This window comes from Staphylococcus epidermidis, from assembly GCF_006742205.1.
Lineage (GTDB): Bacteria > Bacillota > Bacilli > Staphylococcales > Staphylococcaceae > Staphylococcus > Staphylococcus epidermidis.
Genome location: NZ_AP019721.1, coordinates 56,668 through 72,381 on the forward strand (window position 1 = coordinate 56,668; position 15,714 = coordinate 72,381).

The 15,714-nt window shown below is 37.6% G+C and carries 18 protein-coding genes; 14 read left to right on the plus strand and 4 right to left on the minus strand.

The genetic code is table 11. From position 1 onward, the window contains the following. Positions 1-355 precede the first annotated feature (355 nt). On the plus strand, positions 356-1,777 hold the full coding sequence (lpdA, locus tag FNL83_RS00275; RefSeq protein WP_049374229.1) for a dihydrolipoyl dehydrogenase: 1,422 nt from the start codon (positions 356-358) through the stop codon (positions 1,775-1,777). A 227-nt stretch (positions 1,778-2,004) separates the two neighbouring features. Then, positions 2,005-2,667, plus strand: a complete 663-nt coding sequence (locus FNL83_RS00280; RefSeq protein WP_057504655.1) for a CadD family cadmium resistance transporter — start codon at positions 2,005-2,007, stop codon at positions 2,665-2,667. Positions 2,668-3,174: 507 nt separating this feature from the next. Here the strand turns inward: FNL83_RS00280 and FNL83_RS00285 are convergent. Next, on the minus strand, positions 3,175-3,849 hold the full coding sequence (locus FNL83_RS00285; protein ID WP_001105987.1) for an IS6-like element IS257 family transposase: 675 nt from the start codon (positions 3,847-3,849) through the stop codon (positions 3,175-3,177). A gap of 282 nt (positions 3,850-4,131) precedes the next feature. Between FNL83_RS00285 and FNL83_RS00290 the strand changes: the two genes are divergently transcribed. From FNL83_RS00290 to merB, 7 genes are all read left to right on the plus strand, one after another. Next, complete coding sequence (locus FNL83_RS00290) at positions 4,132-5,478, plus strand: dihydrolipoyl dehydrogenase family protein (RefSeq protein WP_000163428.1); 1,347 nt, start codon at positions 4,132-4,134, stop codon at positions 5,476-5,478. A 299-nt stretch (positions 5,479-5,777) separates the two neighbouring features. After that, positions 5,778-6,185 carry an Hg(II)-responsive transcriptional regulator MerR gene (merR, locus tag FNL83_RS00295; RefSeq protein ID WP_000425271.1) on the plus strand — a complete coding sequence of 136 codons (408 nt, stop codon included), beginning with the start codon at positions 5,778-5,780 and terminating at the stop codon, positions 6,183-6,185. A gap of 16 nt (positions 6,186-6,201) precedes the next feature. After that, positions 6,202-6,555: a TlpA family protein disulfide reductase gene (locus FNL83_RS00300; RefSeq protein ID WP_000746201.1), complete on the plus strand. Its 354-nt coding sequence runs from the start codon at positions 6,202-6,204 to the stop codon at positions 6,553-6,555. After that, entirely contained in the window at positions 6,552-7,232 is a 681-nt protein-coding gene (locus tag FNL83_RS00305; protein WP_000010351.1) for a cytochrome c biogenesis CcdA family protein, read from the plus strand. Before FNL83_RS00300 ends, FNL83_RS00305 begins: the two co-directional genes overlap by 4 nt. Positions 7,233-7,366: 134 nt before the next feature. Further along, positions 7,367-7,705: a hypothetical protein gene (locus tag FNL83_RS00310; RefSeq protein WP_000968575.1), complete on the plus strand. Its 339-nt coding sequence runs from the start codon at positions 7,367-7,369 to the stop codon at positions 7,703-7,705. Between the two features lie 57 nt (positions 7,706-7,762). Then, positions 7,763-9,406, plus strand: coding sequence for a mercury(II) reductase (gene merA, locus FNL83_RS00315; protein ID WP_057504652.1), 1,644 nt, complete (start codon positions 7,763-7,765; stop codon positions 9,404-9,406). Between the two features lie 81 nt (positions 9,407-9,487). Beyond that, complete coding sequence (gene merB / locus FNL83_RS00320) at positions 9,488-10,138, plus strand: organomercurial lyase MerB (RefSeq protein ID WP_000790334.1); 651 nt, start codon at positions 9,488-9,490, stop codon at positions 10,136-10,138. Between the two features lie 194 nt (positions 10,139-10,332). Here merB and FNL83_RS00330 read toward each other — a convergent pair whose 3' ends face one another. After that, a complete protein-coding gene (locus FNL83_RS00330; RefSeq protein ID WP_000377077.1) occupies positions 10,333-10,848 on the minus strand; it encodes a hypothetical protein in 516 nt (171 codons plus the stop codon). 187 nt (positions 10,849-11,035) lie between these two features. On the opposite strand from FNL83_RS00330, the gene FNL83_RS12155 reads away from it, so the two are divergent. After that, positions 11,036-11,293, plus strand: coding sequence for a hypothetical protein (locus FNL83_RS12155; RefSeq protein WP_001802814.1), 258 nt, complete (start codon positions 11,036-11,038; stop codon positions 11,291-11,293). A 111-nt stretch (positions 11,294-11,404) separates the two neighbouring features. Then, entirely contained in the window at positions 11,405-11,599 is a 195-nt protein-coding gene (locus FNL83_RS00340; protein ID WP_000261373.1) for a hypothetical protein, read from the plus strand. A gap of 65 nt (positions 11,600-11,664) precedes the next feature. Here the strand turns inward: FNL83_RS00340 and FNL83_RS00345 are convergent, their stop codons facing one another. After that, positions 11,665-12,339 (minus strand): IS6-like element IS257 family transposase, encoded by a 675-nt coding sequence (locus FNL83_RS00345; protein WP_002409346.1) that lies wholly within the window; start codon positions 12,337-12,339, stop codon positions 11,665-11,667. Positions 12,340-12,538: 199 nt separating this feature from the next. On the opposite strand from FNL83_RS00345, the gene FNL83_RS00350 reads away from it, so the two are divergent. From FNL83_RS00350 to FNL83_RS00360, 3 genes are all read left to right on the plus strand, one after another. Beyond that, entirely contained in the window at positions 12,539-13,168 is a 630-nt protein-coding gene (locus FNL83_RS00350; protein WP_001053439.1) for a hypothetical protein, read from the plus strand. A gap of 14 nt (positions 13,169-13,182) precedes the next feature. After that, positions 13,183-13,425, plus strand: coding sequence for a hypothetical protein (locus FNL83_RS00355; RefSeq protein WP_000931963.1), 243 nt, complete (start codon positions 13,183-13,185; stop codon positions 13,423-13,425). A gap of 398 nt (positions 13,426-13,823) precedes the next feature. Beyond that, entirely contained in the window at positions 13,824-14,675 is an 852-nt protein-coding gene (locus FNL83_RS00360) for an IS3 family transposase (protein ID WP_000832687.1), read from the plus strand. A 99-nt stretch (positions 14,676-14,774) separates the two neighbouring features. Here FNL83_RS00360 and arcC read toward each other — a convergent pair whose 3' ends face one another. After that, entirely contained in the window at positions 14,775-15,704 is a 930-nt protein-coding gene (gene arcC / locus FNL83_RS00365) for a carbamate kinase (protein WP_000036756.1), read from the minus strand. Between the last annotated feature and the right edge of the window lie 10 nt (positions 15,705-15,714).

Genomic DNA, 15,714 nt, shown 5'->3' on the forward strand with positions numbered 1-15,714 from the left:
AAGTATTTTAATGTAAAATTACATATGAATACAAAGTATTTTGGCGAGACTCTTGAGGGAACAGGACAAGCTGAAGACTACAGGCTGAAGCTGTCCCCTAAGAAAGCGAGCCAACAATACGAAGTATTGTAAATAAAGAAGCCAGTAAATGAATTTATGAAAACTCATTTACTGGCTATTTTGATAGGAATTATGTCCCAGGCTCTTTTAATCAAAATGTAGATTATTTTTTATAAATTGTCTAATAAGAGAAGAAAAATAGGTGAAAATAAGAAAAAGGTTAGATACATATTACACAACTATATTCTTGAGTACAAATAGTAATTATAGTTACTTATCAAAGGAGGAATCTAGGATGACTGGAGAAGTGAAAAAATATGTAGACCTTTTAGTGATAGGAGCAGGGTCTGGAGGTTATGTGGCGGCAATACGTGCTGCCCAGTTAGGAAAAAAGGTGGTACTGGTTGATAAGGCGGAGTTAGGAGGAGTTTGCCTTAATCGAGGGTGTATCCCTTCAAAAGCTCTTATTAGTGCATCTGAACGAGTCAAACACATTAAACATGCCAATACAATGGGGCTTAAGGTTTCGGGTGAGGTTCAAGTTGATATGCCAGAAGTAGTAAAGTGGAAGGACGGAATCGTGAACAAGCTAACAGATGGGATTCGCACCTTGTTAAAAGGAAATGGTGTAGAGGTCATCAGTGGGGAAGCCTATCTCACTGAAGCACATATTGCAAAAATAAAAATAGAGGACGAGGAACAGATTTTTTCCTACAAAGATTTAATTCTTGCAATAGGTTCTTTGCCAGTCGAGTTAAAAAGTATGCCATTTGATCAAAAAAGAATCATTTCTTCAACGGAGGCATTGCAACTACAGGAAGTACCCAATCATTTAGTTGTGGTAGGTGGTGGTTATATCGGTTTAGAGTTAGGTACTGCTTATGCAAAGTTTGGGGCAAAAGTGACCATCCTTGAGGGATCGGATACAATTTTGTCCGGGACAGATCCTATCCTAACAAAAACAGTAAAACGTCATTTAAAGGAAATTGGAATCACTGTTATAACGGATGCCCTTGTTCAAGGTGGAGAAAATACAGGCGATGAAGTTAACGTCCATGTTCAAGTTGATGGAAAGGAAGAAATTATTCAAGGTGATTATTGCTTAGTTTCTATTGGGAGAAAACCAAACACAGGTAAAATTGGTCTGGAAAATATCGGAGTAGTATTAGACGACCAAGGATTTATTAAGATAAATAACAAATGTCAAACAAACATTGAACATGTTTATGCAATAGGGGATTGTGCTGGTGGTGACCTCCTCGCTCATAAAGCTAGTTATGAAGCAAAGATAGCAGCCGAAGTGATCAGTGGTCAAAATAGTGTGATTGATTTTCAAGCGATGCCTTTTGTTATCTTCAGCGATCCTGAAGTAGCCTATACAGGTTTAACAGAGAAGGAAGCAAAGGAAAAAGGATACGAAACAGTATCCAGTCGTTTTCCATTCCAAGCAAATGCTAGGGCGTTATCTGTCTCGGATGCAGATGGCTTTGTACAAGTTGTAGCCGAAAAGAATACGAAAAGAGTGTTAGGAGTACAGATGGTTGGACCAGAGGTATCCTCTCTGATTGCAGAGGCTGTTTTTGCGATTGAGGCTGGGGCAAATGCGGAAGATCTTAGCCTTACGATTCATGCTCATCCTACCTTACCAGAACCACTTATGGAAGCAGCAGAAGGTGTGATGGGACATGCTATACATACGTTGAATAAAAAGCAATAATGTGAATGCAGGCCAACCTGCACTTTTTCATAAGTGCAGGTTGAATTTTTATTAATGGATGGAGACTCATGCACATTTTGTATTGATAGATGTATTACTGTATAAAATTCCTGATGGTATGGATTAATCACTATTCATGAATTTCTAATGAACTGGGTTAATACAAATTATGAAATATATCCAATCGTTTTTCTGACTGTTTATGAACGATGAAGGAGTTGATATAAATGAATTTAATTTTAACTATTCTCTCTGCTTTAGGTTCTTTTATAGTAACCAATGTCGATGATATTTTTGTCTTGATGTTACTGTTCTCTCAAGCAAGGTCACAAGCTAAAACGGGTAACAGTGGAATAGTTAGCATGGAGTCGAAAGGAAACCGTATTTATCCAAGAGATATAGTCATTGGCCAATATCTTGGTTTTGCACTTTTAGTTTTAATCAGTCTTTTAGCAACATTTGGAGTAACACTCATTCCTGATCAGTGGGTAGGTTTGCTAGGATTAATACCGATATATCTAGGAGTAAAACTCTTTATAAAGGGTGAAGAAGAGGATGAAGGTAACATTCTTTCCAGCTTAAACAAATTTAATAAGTTCTATTTAAGTGTAGCCTTTATCACATTCGCCAATGGCGGAGACAATATTGGAATTTATGTTCCATTCTTTTCTACCTTAAATAACAACCAACTGATAATTACAGTTGTTACTTTCTTTATAATGGTTGCTGTCTGGTGTTTAATTGGCTATCGTCTAGCAAGGTTCAGATATGTTTCTGAAACACTTGAGAAATACGGCCGCTGGATTATCCCAATTGTGTTTATAGGATTAGGAATATATATTATGGTGGAGAACGAAACTTTCCGCGCCATTTTGAGTTTAGTGAATTAAAAATTTCTCAAAAGTACCTCTGATTTACAGTAGGACTTTGATATTTAGAGTAAATATTTATCCTCTGACAAATAATTCTATGGATACGCTCATCTATATTTTGCTTAGCGTACAAAATTTCCGAAATGTTGGCTGTACCCCAATAAGCAATTAGAATATTATCAAAATTGTTAATTAAGAATAGCCCTCGAAAAAATCGGGGGCTTTGCTTTTGGCATAAGACGGCCAAAACAAAGCCGAACCAAAAGGAGTGAATGTGATGTGCATAACGCATACACATCACATTCACATTAAAACTAAATTCAAAATGGAGGGAAAGTGAAGATTCACTTTCCCTTTATTTTCATTTTTAGAATTTATTTTTTTGTGTTGAAACGCTCACACGTACAATCAAAGATTGTACTTTTAACAAGCCTACTCAATCTTACAAGGGGCAATAAAACTTTTTAGGTTCTGTTGCAAAGTAAAAAATATAGCTAACCACTAATTTATCATGTCAGTGTTCGCTTAACTTGCTAGCATGATGCTAATTTCGTGGCATGGCGAAAATCCGTAGATCTGAAGAGACCTGCGGTTCTTTTTATATAGAGCGTAAATACATTCAATACCTTTTAAAGTATTCTTTGCTGTATTGATACTTTGATACCTTGTCTTTCTTACTTTAATATGACGGTGATCTTGCTCAATGAGGTTATTCAGATATTTCGATGTACAATGACAGTCAGGTTTAAGTTTAAAAGCTTTAATTACTTTAGCCATTGCTACCTTCGTTGAAGGCGCCTGATCTGTAATTACCTTTTGAGGTTTACCAAATTGTTTAATGAGACGTTTGATAAACGCATATGCTGAATGATTATCTCGTTGCTTACGCAACCAAATATCTAATGTATGTCCCTCTGCATCAATGGCACGATATAAATAGCTCCATTTTCCTTTTATTTTGATGTACGTCTCATCAATACGCCATTTGTAATAAGCTTTTTTATGCTTTTTCTTCCAAATTTGATACAAAATTGGGGCATATTCTTGAACCCAACGGTAGACCGTTGAATGATGAACGTTTACACCACGTTCCCTTAATATTTCAGATATATCACGATAACTCAATGCATATCTTAGATAGTAGCCAACGGCTACAGTGATAACATCCTTGTTAAATTGTTTATATCTGAAATAGTTCATACAGAAGGCTCCTTTTTGTTAAAATTATACTATAAATTCAACTTTGCAACAGAACCATTTGCGATACAACGAGGCGACATTAGCCGTTAATTTGCTTAACTGTAGAAGATTTAAAAGAACCCCTTGCCATATATTTAACAATGTTGTCCGGGATAACAACACAGTGAATCCACCGTTTAGTTAAGATGATGGATTTTTTCAAACTGTGGATGAGGTACAGAGTTTCATTAGATAAAAACAGGGAAAACTTATTAAAGAGTGATTTCTGTGAGGAGGATAATGATGACAAAGAAATACGATCTTATTGTGATTGGTACAGGTTCTGCGGGGTCAATCACAGCAGCAAAATGTAATAAAGCCGGCTGGAATGTAGCTATGGTAGATGACAGGCCGTTTGGAGGCACGTGTGCACTACGTGGATGTGACCCAAAAAAGGTTCTACATGGTGCTGCCGAGCTTATTGATTGGAACAAACGGATGGTTAAGAATGGAGTACCGTCTGAAGTCTCCATCAACTGGAAAGATCTTATGAATTTTAAAAGAACCTTTACAGATGATGTCCCGGAAAAAAAAGAGGAAGCATTGAATAAACAGGGAATCGATACGTATCATGGCAATGCATCTTTCGTGAGTGAGGACAAACTTGAAGTGAATAAAGAAGTGCTCGAGGGGAGTCATTTCTTGATCGCTAGTGGTGCGAAACCTACCCCTTTACCCATAAAAGGAGAAGAACATCTTACTTATAGTGATGAGTTTTTGGAGTTGGATGAATTACCACAAAGAATCGTCTTTGTTGGTGGTGGGTATATTTCGTTTGAATTTGCTCATATCGCGGCACGTGCTGGATCAGAAGTTCATATTATCCATCGAGGTCAAAGACCTTTGGAGAATTTTGATATAGATCTTGTAGATATCCTTTTAGAAAAGTCGAAAGAGATTGGCATACAGGTACATCTTCAACATTCCGTTGAATCCATTGAAAAAGAACAAGGAAAGTTTCATGTGTACGCTCGAAAAAAAGAGGATATAACGCGGTTTGAAGCAGACATTGTTATTCATGGTGCTGGACGGGTCCCTGCCTTAGATATGAATCTTGAAAAAGGGAATATAGAAAGGAAAAAACATGGTGTCCATGTTAATGAGTATTTGCAAAGTGTAAGTAACCCGAATGTCTATGCAGCTGGAGATGCTGCAGCAACGGATGGCTTGCCCCTCACACCTGTAGCCAGTGCAGATTCTCATGTCGTAGCATCTAATTTATTGAAAGGGAACAGCAAAAAAATTGAATATCCCGTGATTCCATCTGCTGTATTTACCGTACCTAAAATGGCATCGGTAGGTATGAGCGAGGAGGAAGCCAAAAACTCTGGCCGGAATATTAAAGTAAAGCAGAAAAACATCTCCGACTGGTTTACGTATAAACGGACAAATGAGGACTTTGCTGCGTTTAAAGTGCTAATTGACGAGGATAGTGATCAAGTTGTCGGTGCTCATTTGATTAGTAATGAAGCCGATGAACTAATTAACCACTTTGCAACAGCCATTCGCTTTGGAATTTCAACCAAAGAATTGAAACAAATGATATTTGCCTATCCAACGGCAGCTTCGGACATTGCACACATGTTGTAAGTTTGCGTTTTGTGAGATGTTTATAAACCACTTTATCGTCTAATCTTGTTATATGATCTTAGAATCAAAAAGAAAATAACTTTTTTGACAGCCACATTTTTCAACGGAAGAATGTGGCTTCTTGGCGTGAAGAGCAGATATCTTTATTCTTAAACTTCTAAAAAAGCTTATGTGAACACTTGATAAATAAGGTTTTTTATCTGACCTATTTTATAAGATTATTCTATAAAAGAAAAAATAATGTATGACTTGACCGTGTACTATGGTACAGGGTTTATACTTTTTATTGAGGTGACAATATGGAGATGAAAATCAGTGAATTGGCTAAAGCGTGTGATGTGAATAAAGAAACCGTTCGGTATTACGAGCGGAAAGGATTGATAGCCGGGCCTCCCAGAAACGAATCAGGGTATCGAATATATTCAGAGGAAACAGCAGATCGGGTACGGTTTATTAAACGAATGAAGGAATTGGATTTCTCGCTAAAGGAAATCCACCTGTTGTTTGGTGTGGTTGATCAAGATGGGGAGAGATGTAAAGATATGTACGCCTTTACCGTTCAAAAAACCAAAGAAATCGAGCGGAAAGTGCAGGATTTGTTACGAATCCAACGGTTATTAGAGGAATTAAAAGAAAAGTGTCCAGATGAAAAGGCGATATATACCTGTCCTATTATTGAAACGTTAATGGGAGGGCCTGATAAATAAATGGGGGAAGATTTGAATGAAAAAACGCATTTCCTTCACCGCTATAATGACGGTGTTGTTAATCGGTTTAACAGCTTGTGGAGCAGAATCTGATACCGCGAATGAATCAAAGGTTCAAGACATTCAAGGAAATCCAGTCAGCCTACCTAATGAGAAACCCACACTCATTTATTTTATGGCAACCTGGTGTCCATCTTGTATATACAATGAGGAAATCTTTAAGGAAATTCATCAACTAAACCCGAACGATGTTCAATTGATCACAGTTAGTTTAGACCCTAACACAGATACAAAAGAAAGCTTTGCGAAATTTAAACAGGATTATGGCGGGGATTGGCCCCATGTTTTAAAGATAGGAGTGGAATTATGAGTTTTTCGTTTCTCTTCATTCTGACCGCTGGAATGGTTGCGGCCTTTAATCCTTGTGGTATCGCCTTGCTTCCTTCTTATATCTCCTATTTAATTGGAGGCGAAACAAAGGATCATTCGTTCCGCTATGCAATTTTTAAAGGATTAGGGCTTGGTGGAGCGATGACCACGGGGTTTTTAACGATTTTTGTATTGGCTGGTTTGTTGATAGGAGGATTGGGAAGCGCACTAACAGGGATTTTTCCGATTCTTTCATTGGTTATGGGTATACTCATTGCTTTATTGGGGTTGGGCATGCTATTTGGGAAGCATTTGCCGATTAAAATAGGATCTTTTCAAGTCAAGCCAGGGAAATGGTCTATCTATTTTTACGGAATAGCCTATGCCGTGACATCACTTGGTTGTACCTTGCCAGCCTTTATGTTGGTGGTCTCTGCATCGCTGAATGACAATAGCGTAACGGCCGTGATCATCAAGTTCATCATCTACTCCCTTGGTATGGGAATTGTGGTGACAGCGATCACGATGGTCTCATTGATTTCACGACAATTGGTACAGAAGTTTCTGCACAACTATATGGGTTCTATCCAAAAAATAGCAGCTGTTGTGATTTTCCTCTCCGGTTTGTACATGGCTTATTACTGGTATTTCGGTTCTGGTGGCATTTGTACATTTTAAAATCCAACCGATCAGGTGTAACAAAAAATAGATGAAAGATGTAAAAAAGCTAAACGAACAAATTTCAAGTTAGGCTATAGGCCATGTATGTACCTTAACCAAAGAATAAAATTTTTTTAGAAAGAGTGGTGAGAATGATGGATGAGAATCGCTCGAAAGGTAACCGCTGGGGTGTTTGGGCCTTTTTCGGAATATTATTGGTTCCTTTATTGGTTCCTTTACTTTGTTGCGCAGGACCGATTCTCCTTGTTGCATTAGGGAGCACAGGTATTGGTGCCCTCTTTGCTGGTGCGACAGGAAATTGGTGGTTGACCGGCATTTTTGCAGCATTGGCCATTGTTATGATTGCTCTGATCCTCAGCAAGTTGTTGAAGAACAAATACAATTCTCCTGAAGGCAATGGAAAAACAAAAAATAAAACGGATTGCTGTACGCCTCCAGAGAGCGTGGATCGGAAACATGAGACAAGATAAATATGAGATAAATGTACAGAACTGTCTATCAAACTTTAAATAGAAAGAGGGATTCAAATGACTCAAAATTCATATAAAATACCCATTCAAGGCATGACATGCACAGGCTGTGAAGAACATGTAACCGAAGCATTGGAACAAGCCGGAGCTAAAGGTGTTTCGGCCGATTTCCGACGCGGTGAGGCCATTTTTGAACTCAGCGATGATCAGATCGAAAAGGCTAAGCAAAATATTTCGGCAGCCGGCTATCAACCCGGAGAGGAAGAAAGCCAGCCCTCTGAAAACAGTGTAGATTTCAATCGGGATGGCGATTACGATCTTCTGATTATTGGTTCCGGCGGTGCGGCGTTTTCTGCAGCTATCAAGGCCAATGAAAACGGGGCGAAAGTGGCCATGGTAGAACGGGGAACCGTCGGGGGGACCTGCGTTAACATCGGTTGTGTACCGTCAAAAACCATGCTTCGTGCCGGTGAAATAAACGGTCTCGCCCAAAACAATCCGTTTACCGGACTTCAAACGAGTACCGGTGCTGCGGACCTTGCCCAATTGACCGAACAAAAAGATGGATTAGTCAGTCAAATGCGTCAAGAAAAATATATAGACTTGATCGAAGAATATGGATTTGATCTCATTCGTGGCGAGGCCTCGTTTATCGACGATAAGACGATACAAGTGAATGGACAAAACATCACGTCTAAAAGCTTTTTAATCGCAACGGGGGCTTCTCCGGCTGTTCCGGAAATCCCGGGAATGAATGAGGTTGATTATTTAACAAGTACATCCGCACTCGAATTAAAAGAGGTTCCACAACGATTGGCAGTGATCGGTTCTGGCTATATCGCAGCGGAATTAGGTCAAATGTTTCACAACCTCGGAACAGAAGTGACTCTCATGCAAAGAAGCGAGCGTCTGTTTAAAACCTACGATCCTGAAATTTCCGAAGCCATCGATGAATCCTTAACTGAGCAAGGACTTAACCTGATCACTGGGGTCACTTATCAAAAGGTTGAGCAAAACGGTAAGTCGACAAGCATTTATATTGAAGTGAACGGTCAAGAACAAGTCATCGAAGCCGATCAAGTCCTCGTGGCAACAGGAAGAAAGCCGAACACAGAGACTTTAAACCTTGAATCAGCAGGTGTGAAAACAGGGAAAAAAGGCGAAGTGCTGACCAATGAATATTTGCAAACGTCGAATAACCGAATATATGCCGCGGGCGATGTGACCCTCGGTCCGCAATTCGTTTATGTTGCAGCTTATGAAGGCGGGATTGTGGCAAATAATGCGTTGGGTCTAGCGAAACGCAAAATCGATCTTCGCTTTGTTCCCGGCGTAACCTTCACCAATCCATCGATCGCCACAGTCGGCTTGACTGAACAACAGGCAAAAGAAAAAGGTTACGATGTCAAAACATCGGTCCTTCCGTTGGACGCTGTACCGCGGGCCTTAGTCAATCACGAAACAACAGGGGTCTATAAACTTGTAGTCAACGCCCAAACCCAGAAATTGATCGGGGCGCACATTGTGAGTGAAAATGCTGGAGATGTGATTTATGCGGCAACGTTAGCGGTTCAATTTGGATTGACCATTGAAGACCTTACGGATAGCTTTGCGCCTTATTTAACGATGGCTGAAGGATTAAAGCTTGCAGCCTTGACGTTTGATAAAGACGTATCGAAATTATCTTGTTGTGCAGGCTAATGGTTCCTTTTGATTCTAATGCTATGTTGCAGGAGGCACTTAAAACAATGAAGTGGAGAAAATATAAGGAGGAATAAGCTTATGAAAAATATTTCAGAATTCTCAGCCCAACTTAATCAAACTTTTGATCAAGGGGAAGCCGTCTCTATGGAGTGGTTATTCCGTCCGTTGCTAAAAATGCTGGCGGAGGGCGATCCAGTCCCCGTTGAGGACATCGCGGCGGAGACCGGGAAGCCCGTCGAGGAAGTTAAGCAAGTCCTACAGACTCTACCTAGTGTGGAACTTGATGAGCAGGGCCGTGTCGTCGGTTATGGCCTCACACTGGTCCCTACCCCCCATCGCTTCGAGGTTGATGGGAAGCAACTATATGCATGGTGCGCCCTTGACACACTTATGTTCCCAGCACTCATCGGCCGGACGGTCCACATCGCTTCGCCTTGTCACGGCACCGGTAAGTCCGTACGGTTGACGGTGGAACCGGACCGCGTTGTAAGCGTCGAGCCTTCAACAGCCGTTGTCTCGATTGTTACACCAGATGAAATGGCCTCGGTTCGGTCGGCCTTCTGTAACAACGTTCACTTTTTCAGTTCACCGAGTGCAGCCCAAGACTGGCTTAACCAACACCCTGAGTCGAGCGTTTTGCCCGTTGAAGATGCCTTTGAACTGGGTCGCCATTTGGGAGCGCGTTATGAGGAGTCAGGACCTACTAATGGGTCCTGTTGTAACATTTAATCTTAGGCAATTACGCCTGCGTCAATCTTGGCCTTACGATGATGTCCTGTAACCGAAGCTCTATCTAGTGAAACCAATTTTATGGGAAACCAAATAAATAAAAAGATCAATTGCTTGTGCCTATATCGGGGAGTTAATAAAGCGAGAAAGTGGATTCTTGAATATAGGAGTAAATAAGGTGCCAAAATGGCACCTTATTTAAAATATGTAACGCCAAGGTCTGCCGTATTATATTGCATTGGAAAAAGAAAACCTTCTGTATAAGGAGATGTTATATGATATTTGGTAAACTGTTCGGCAGTTTGGGCGTAGAAAGCTTTTGCTCCTTGAACATCACGTTTGCCAGTTACAATGTCATTTAACAAGTTTAAAGATAAAAAATTCATCGCTTCCTCATGACACTTTGCTGATGCCTCACCTGTAGTTCGATCTAAGTAGACACTTCCATCAAAAGCGGCAATCGCATCATATAAGTGTACGGGCACTTTATAATCGATGGTCTGCTTAAGGAAATCAAGGTGAGGGGTAGGGAAGTTATGAGGGACTGGATCCTTATATACTATCGTGCGTTTCCATGGCCCGCTATTGTACCAAATTAATCGTCTCATTGTTGCTTCCTGGGGATATCCATACTTACTAATTATGGTTTTTGCCCCTTCCAACGGTGGTCCCTGCCAATAGGACAAAATGTGATTTAAATGACTATCCATTGCCATACCTCCTAAACATTTGCCTAAAAGCATTGTATGCCCAATAAATGAATTTTAGGTAAATGTATATTTAATGATCGGCAGATTGCAGTAAATAACGAATGCCTGCAATGCAATTAACATGGGATTTAACACTGGACAGTAATTTTTTTGCTGGGATTTTGCTATCAGATAGCTTTTCTTAGTGATGATAGGATATGTTGACCAAATTGGCCGTGAGATTGGAGGGGTGGTTTTTATGGTTAGTTGTTGTTCAATCGATCCATACACTGAATTCGAAGTCATTATTATTGGTGCCGGGGTGCCGGAGGTTTCTCTTGCCTTTCATTTGACTTCATACGGCATAAGGACGGCACTTGCGGATGAACAGAACGTGGATAACAGATTAAAGGACTTTTTAAGAACTTTTCAAGAATTGATTGAGCGCGATTCGGGTATGCCGTGAACGTTACAGGCAATAAAAGAAGATATGCACCTCATCCTTTTTGACGGTACCATTACCCTTGAAGGTGAACATGCTGTCCGTATTGATGAACACAAAATTCGGGGGGATCGTATGGTCGTACCATTTGATACGTTTAAACAAATAGGAAAACCTAGAAACCAAAACGACATCCATTTTAAAAACGATCCTTTTCAAAGAGTTACGAATGATTTATGGATCACGAATCCCTCATTGTCAGAAGTGGATCAAGAACAAATATGGCAGACTGGAGACTATTTTTCAAAACACCTTCAGAACATTGAATAAATGAAGGGTTCTGTTGCAAAGTAAAAAAATATAGCTAACCACTAATTTATCATGTCAGTGTTCGCTTAACTTGCTAGCATGATGCTAATTTCGTGGCATGGCGAAAATCCGTAGATCTGAAGAGACCTGCGGTTCTTTTTATATAGAGCGTAAATACATTCAATACCTTTTAAAGTATTCTTTGCTGTATTGATACTTTGATACCTTGTCTTTCTTACTTTAATATGACGGTGATCTTGCTCAATGAGGTTATTCAGATATTTCGATGTACAATGACAGTCAGGTTTAAGTTTAAAAGCTTTAATTACTTTAGCCATTGCTACCTTCGTTGAAGGCGCCTGATCTGTAATTACCTTTTGAGGTTTACCAAATTGTTTAATGAGACGTTTGATAAACGCATATGCTGAATGATTATCTCGTTGCTTACGCAACCAAATATCTAATGTATGTCCCTCTGCATCAATGGCACGATATAAATAGCTCCATTTTCCTTTTATTTTGATGTACGTCTCATCAATACGCCATTTGTAATAAGCTTTTTTATGCTTTTTCTTCCAAATTTGATACAAAATTGGGGCATATTCTTGAACCCAACGGTAGACCGTTGAATGATGAACGTTTACACCACGTTCCCTTAATATTTCAGATATATCATGATAACTCAATGCATATCTTAGATAGTAGCCAACGGCTACAGTGATAACATCCTTGTTAAATTGTTTATATCTGAAATAGTTCATACAGAAGACTCCTTTTTGTTAAAATTATACTATAAATTCAACTTTGCAACAGAACCTTATTGCATATCTTTTTAGCCATATCACTGATAGGGTGAAGCGTATCATAAGTGATGGTAAAAAATATGAGTAAGTAGATGAAGAGTGAAAATCAGATTAATTAATAATAATGTATCAAATTTAAATAAAGGGGTTTTTAAGTATGAATTTAAGAGGTCATGAAAATAGACTTAAATTTCATGCGAAATATGATGTGACACCTATATCACATTTAAAATTATTAGAAGGTCAAAAGAAAGACGGTGAAGGCGGCATACTGACAGATAGCTATTACTGTTTTTCATACAGCTTAAAAGGTAATTCTAAAAAAGTTTTAGGTACGTTTAATTGTGGTTATCATATTGCTGAAGATTTACTAAAATTATCAAATCAAGATAAATTACCTTTATTTAACCCGTTTAAAGTAATTAATGAAGGTAATCAATTGCAGGGCGTAACGAATAAAGGTAATTTAAATATTAATAGGCAAAGAAAACAGTATAATGAAGTGGCTTTACAGCTTTCAAATGCTATTAATTTAATCATAATTTGTTATGAGGATAATATTAAAGAACCACTTTCAACGATAAAATACGAAACCGATAAATATTATTATAGTGAACCATATGATAGTAAAATAAAAGCAGTAAATACTATTATAGGTAATTTGTTTGATAAGAAATTAGTTGAGAAGATATCTGAAATTAATGTAAATCAGAAAATTAGAAAATTTGATTTTTCATTACTCACTAATAAAATTAAAAAATATAAGATACAAAATAATTTTGAATAAGTGGATGTAAGCAAATGTTAAATATAGAAGTTAGTATTAAGGATACTCAAGATATTATAAATTATTTTATTGAATGTGACGTTAATGATAACTATTATGAAAGTGAGCAAAGAAGCAGTCTCGGAAAGTTAGCTTTAGAATTGGACAAAGTAAGTAATCAGTTAAACAATGAAAATATTGAAGATATGAAAAAGATAATTGAAAAAGTAGCAGAAGCAAATAGAGTTATCGCTAAATCTTCTTTAAGAAAAAATTGAGTGTTTTAGTAAGATGATTGAAGTTGATAATAAAATCTACTAATCAAAAGAAATTTTAAATATATATTGAGTTAAAACTTGAAAAACTTATGTCTAAATGAAGAAACATCGCTTATACAGGGTATCGCATATTTTGCCTTAAGTTCAAAACTGTCAAACCTATAAATCCTCAAAGCCCCCCCTTTAAGTTCAAATACTATACATATAATAGAATCACAACGAAAAGCACGTCATAACTGTACTGTTTATTCTGTACAGTAGGTATTAAACTATTAAATAAGTATAAAATTAAACGAAAGCCAAGCAATAATGTAGACTGACCCCAATTAGTGGGAATTATATAAAAACATTTTCGTTGAATTCATATTAAAATGAATCATACGGAGGTGTTTTTTTCTATGAAAAGAGTTTCTTATTCAGTAGAAACAAAGTATAAAGCAGTTGAAATGAAAGCAGCAGGATTTTCAAAAAAAGAAATTATGAAAGAATTAAATATTAGAAATAGAACACAAGTGAAAACTTGGTGGCGATGGTATCGAAATGGGGAAAGTTATAGATTTTTACAACATGTTGGTAAACAATATACCTACGGTTATCGTAAGATTACAGCATTGATTAATCAATGTTATACATCACCAATTAATCATAAGAGAGTACAGAGAATAATGCAGAAGCATCATTTAAACTGCCGAGTTAGACCTAAAAAGACGACAAGAATAGGTAAACCGTATTATAAAACGGACAATTTATTACAAAGACAATTTAAAGCGAGTTGTCCAATGGAAGTATTAACAACCGATATTACTTATTTACCATTTGGTCATTCTATGTTGTATTTATCTTCGATAATGGATATTTATAACGGAGAAATTGTGGCGTATAAAATAGATGATAAACAAGACCAAAGTTTAGTTAATGATACATTAAATCAAATCGATATACCTGAGAGTTGTATATTACATAGTGATCAAGGCAGCGTTTATACATCTTATGCTTATTATCAATTGTGCGAAGAAAAAGGCATTATCAGAAGTATGTCCCGAAAGGGAACACCTGCCGATAACGCCCCGATAGAAAGTTTCCATTCCTCGCTAAAGTCTGAAACTTTTTACATCAATAATGAGCTTAATCGCTCTAATCATATTGTAATAGATATTGTCGAAAAGTACATTAAAAACTATAATAATAATCGAATTCAACAAAAACTAGGCTACTTATCCTCTGTAAAATACAGAGAATTAATAGCCTAGAACATGGTGTTTTTATTAAGTTCCCGTTTTAAGGGTTCAGTGCCCTAGGATTATAGGCTCTTTTGTTTATAAAGGTAATTGAACTAAAGTATTATAATTTCAATTCTTAATTAATGTTCCTATTTTACCGTCTAAAGCGTCCCCTAATCCTGCTAGAGATGTAATCAAAACACTGCCTTTAGTATTTTTTTCAAGAAATTGAAGTGCAGCTTCAACTTTTGGGAGCATACTTCCTTTAGCAAATTGACCATCAGAGATATGTTTTTTCATTTCATCCACAGACACTTCATCGAGACCTCTTTGGTTTTCTTTTCCATAGTTAATGTAAACATGGTCCACAGCAGTTAATATGATTAATTGATCAGATTGTAAATGTGCTGCTAATAAAGCACTCGTTTTATCTTTATCAATAACTGCATCAACACCTGTATAAACTTCATTTTCCTTAATTACTGGAATTCCACCACCGCCGGCAGCGATAACTAGTGTTCCATGAGTGATTAATGTTTCTATACTATCTAACTCAACTATACTTATAGGTTGTGGGGAAGGGACAACGCGACGATAGCCGCGTCCAGAATCTTCTACAAAAGTATAACCTTTTTCTTTCGTAAATTTATCAGCCTGCTCTTTTGTATAAAATAATCCAATTGGTTTAGTAGGGTTATTGAAAGCAGAATCATCGCTTGCAACTTGAACTTGTGTTACTAGCGTAACAACTTCTTTATCTATGCCCATTGAATGAAGTTCGTTTTGTAAACTTTCTTGCATCTGATAGCCAATATAAGCTTGACTCATAGCACCACATTCAGGGAAAGGAAAAGGAGGACCTTGTTTGTGTTCCGCCGCATAATTTAAACCTAAGTTAATACTTCCAACTTGTGGACCATTACCATGACTAATTACAATTTCGTATCCTTTATCGATTAAACTTACTAGAGATTTAGATGTACTTTTTAATAAATCTAATTGTTCTTTAGGCGATTGTCCTAAAGCGTTACCACCCAAAGCTACGACGATTTTAGACATATTTATATCC

Bases quoted from the DNA above. Each gene is read 5' to 3' on its own strand.
- lpdA (WP_049374229.1), top strand. From the start codon at position 356: ATGACTGGAGAAGTGAAAAAATATGTAGACCTTTTAGTGATAGGAGCA.
- FNL83_RS00280 (WP_057504655.1), top strand. From the start codon at position 2,005: ATGAATTTAATTTTAACTATTCTCTCTGCTTTAGGTTCTTTTATAGTA.
- FNL83_RS00285 (WP_001105987.1), bottom strand. From the start codon at position 3,849: ATGAACTATTTCAGATATAAACAATTTAACAAGGATGTTATCACTGTA.
- FNL83_RS00290 (WP_000163428.1), top strand. From the start codon at position 4,132: ATGACAAAGAAATACGATCTTATTGTGATTGGTACAGGTTCTGCGGGG.
- merR (WP_000425271.1), top strand. From the start codon at position 5,778: ATGGAGATGAAAATCAGTGAATTGGCTAAAGCGTGTGATGTGAATAAA.
- FNL83_RS00300 (WP_000746201.1), top strand. From the start codon at position 6,202: ATGAAAAAACGCATTTCCTTCACCGCTATAATGACGGTGTTGTTAATC.
- FNL83_RS00305 (WP_000010351.1), top strand. From the start codon at position 6,552: ATGAGTTTTTCGTTTCTCTTCATTCTGACCGCTGGAATGGTTGCGGCC.
- FNL83_RS00310 (WP_000968575.1), top strand. From the start codon at position 7,367: ATGATGGATGAGAATCGCTCGAAAGGTAACCGCTGGGGTGTTTGGGCC.
- merA (WP_057504652.1), top strand. From the start codon at position 7,763: ATGACTCAAAATTCATATAAAATACCCATTCAAGGCATGACATGCACA.
- merB (WP_000790334.1), top strand. From the start codon at position 9,488: ATGAAAAATATTTCAGAATTCTCAGCCCAACTTAATCAAACTTTTGAT.
- FNL83_RS00330 (WP_000377077.1), bottom strand. From the start codon at position 10,848: ATGGATAGTCATTTAAATCACATTTTGTCCTATTGGCAGGGACCACCG.
- FNL83_RS12155 (WP_001802814.1), top strand. From the start codon at position 11,036: ATGATAGGATATGTTGACCAAATTGGCCGTGAGATTGGAGGGGTGGTT.
- FNL83_RS00340 (WP_000261373.1), top strand. From the start codon at position 11,405: ATGGTCGTACCATTTGATACGTTTAAACAAATAGGAAAACCTAGAAAC.
- FNL83_RS00345 (WP_002409346.1), bottom strand. From the start codon at position 12,339: ATGAACTATTTCAGATATAAACAATTTAACAAGGATGTTATCACTGTA.
- FNL83_RS00350 (WP_001053439.1), top strand. From the start codon at position 12,539: ATGAATTTAAGAGGTCATGAAAATAGACTTAAATTTCATGCGAAATAT.
- FNL83_RS00355 (WP_000931963.1), top strand. From the start codon at position 13,183: ATGTTAAATATAGAAGTTAGTATTAAGGATACTCAAGATATTATAAAT.
- FNL83_RS00360 (WP_000832687.1), top strand. From the start codon at position 13,824: ATGAAAAGAGTTTCTTATTCAGTAGAAACAAAGTATAAAGCAGTTGAA.
- arcC (WP_000036756.1), bottom strand. From the start codon at position 15,704: ATGTCTAAAATCGTCGTAGCTTTGGGTGGTAACGCTTTAGGACAATCG.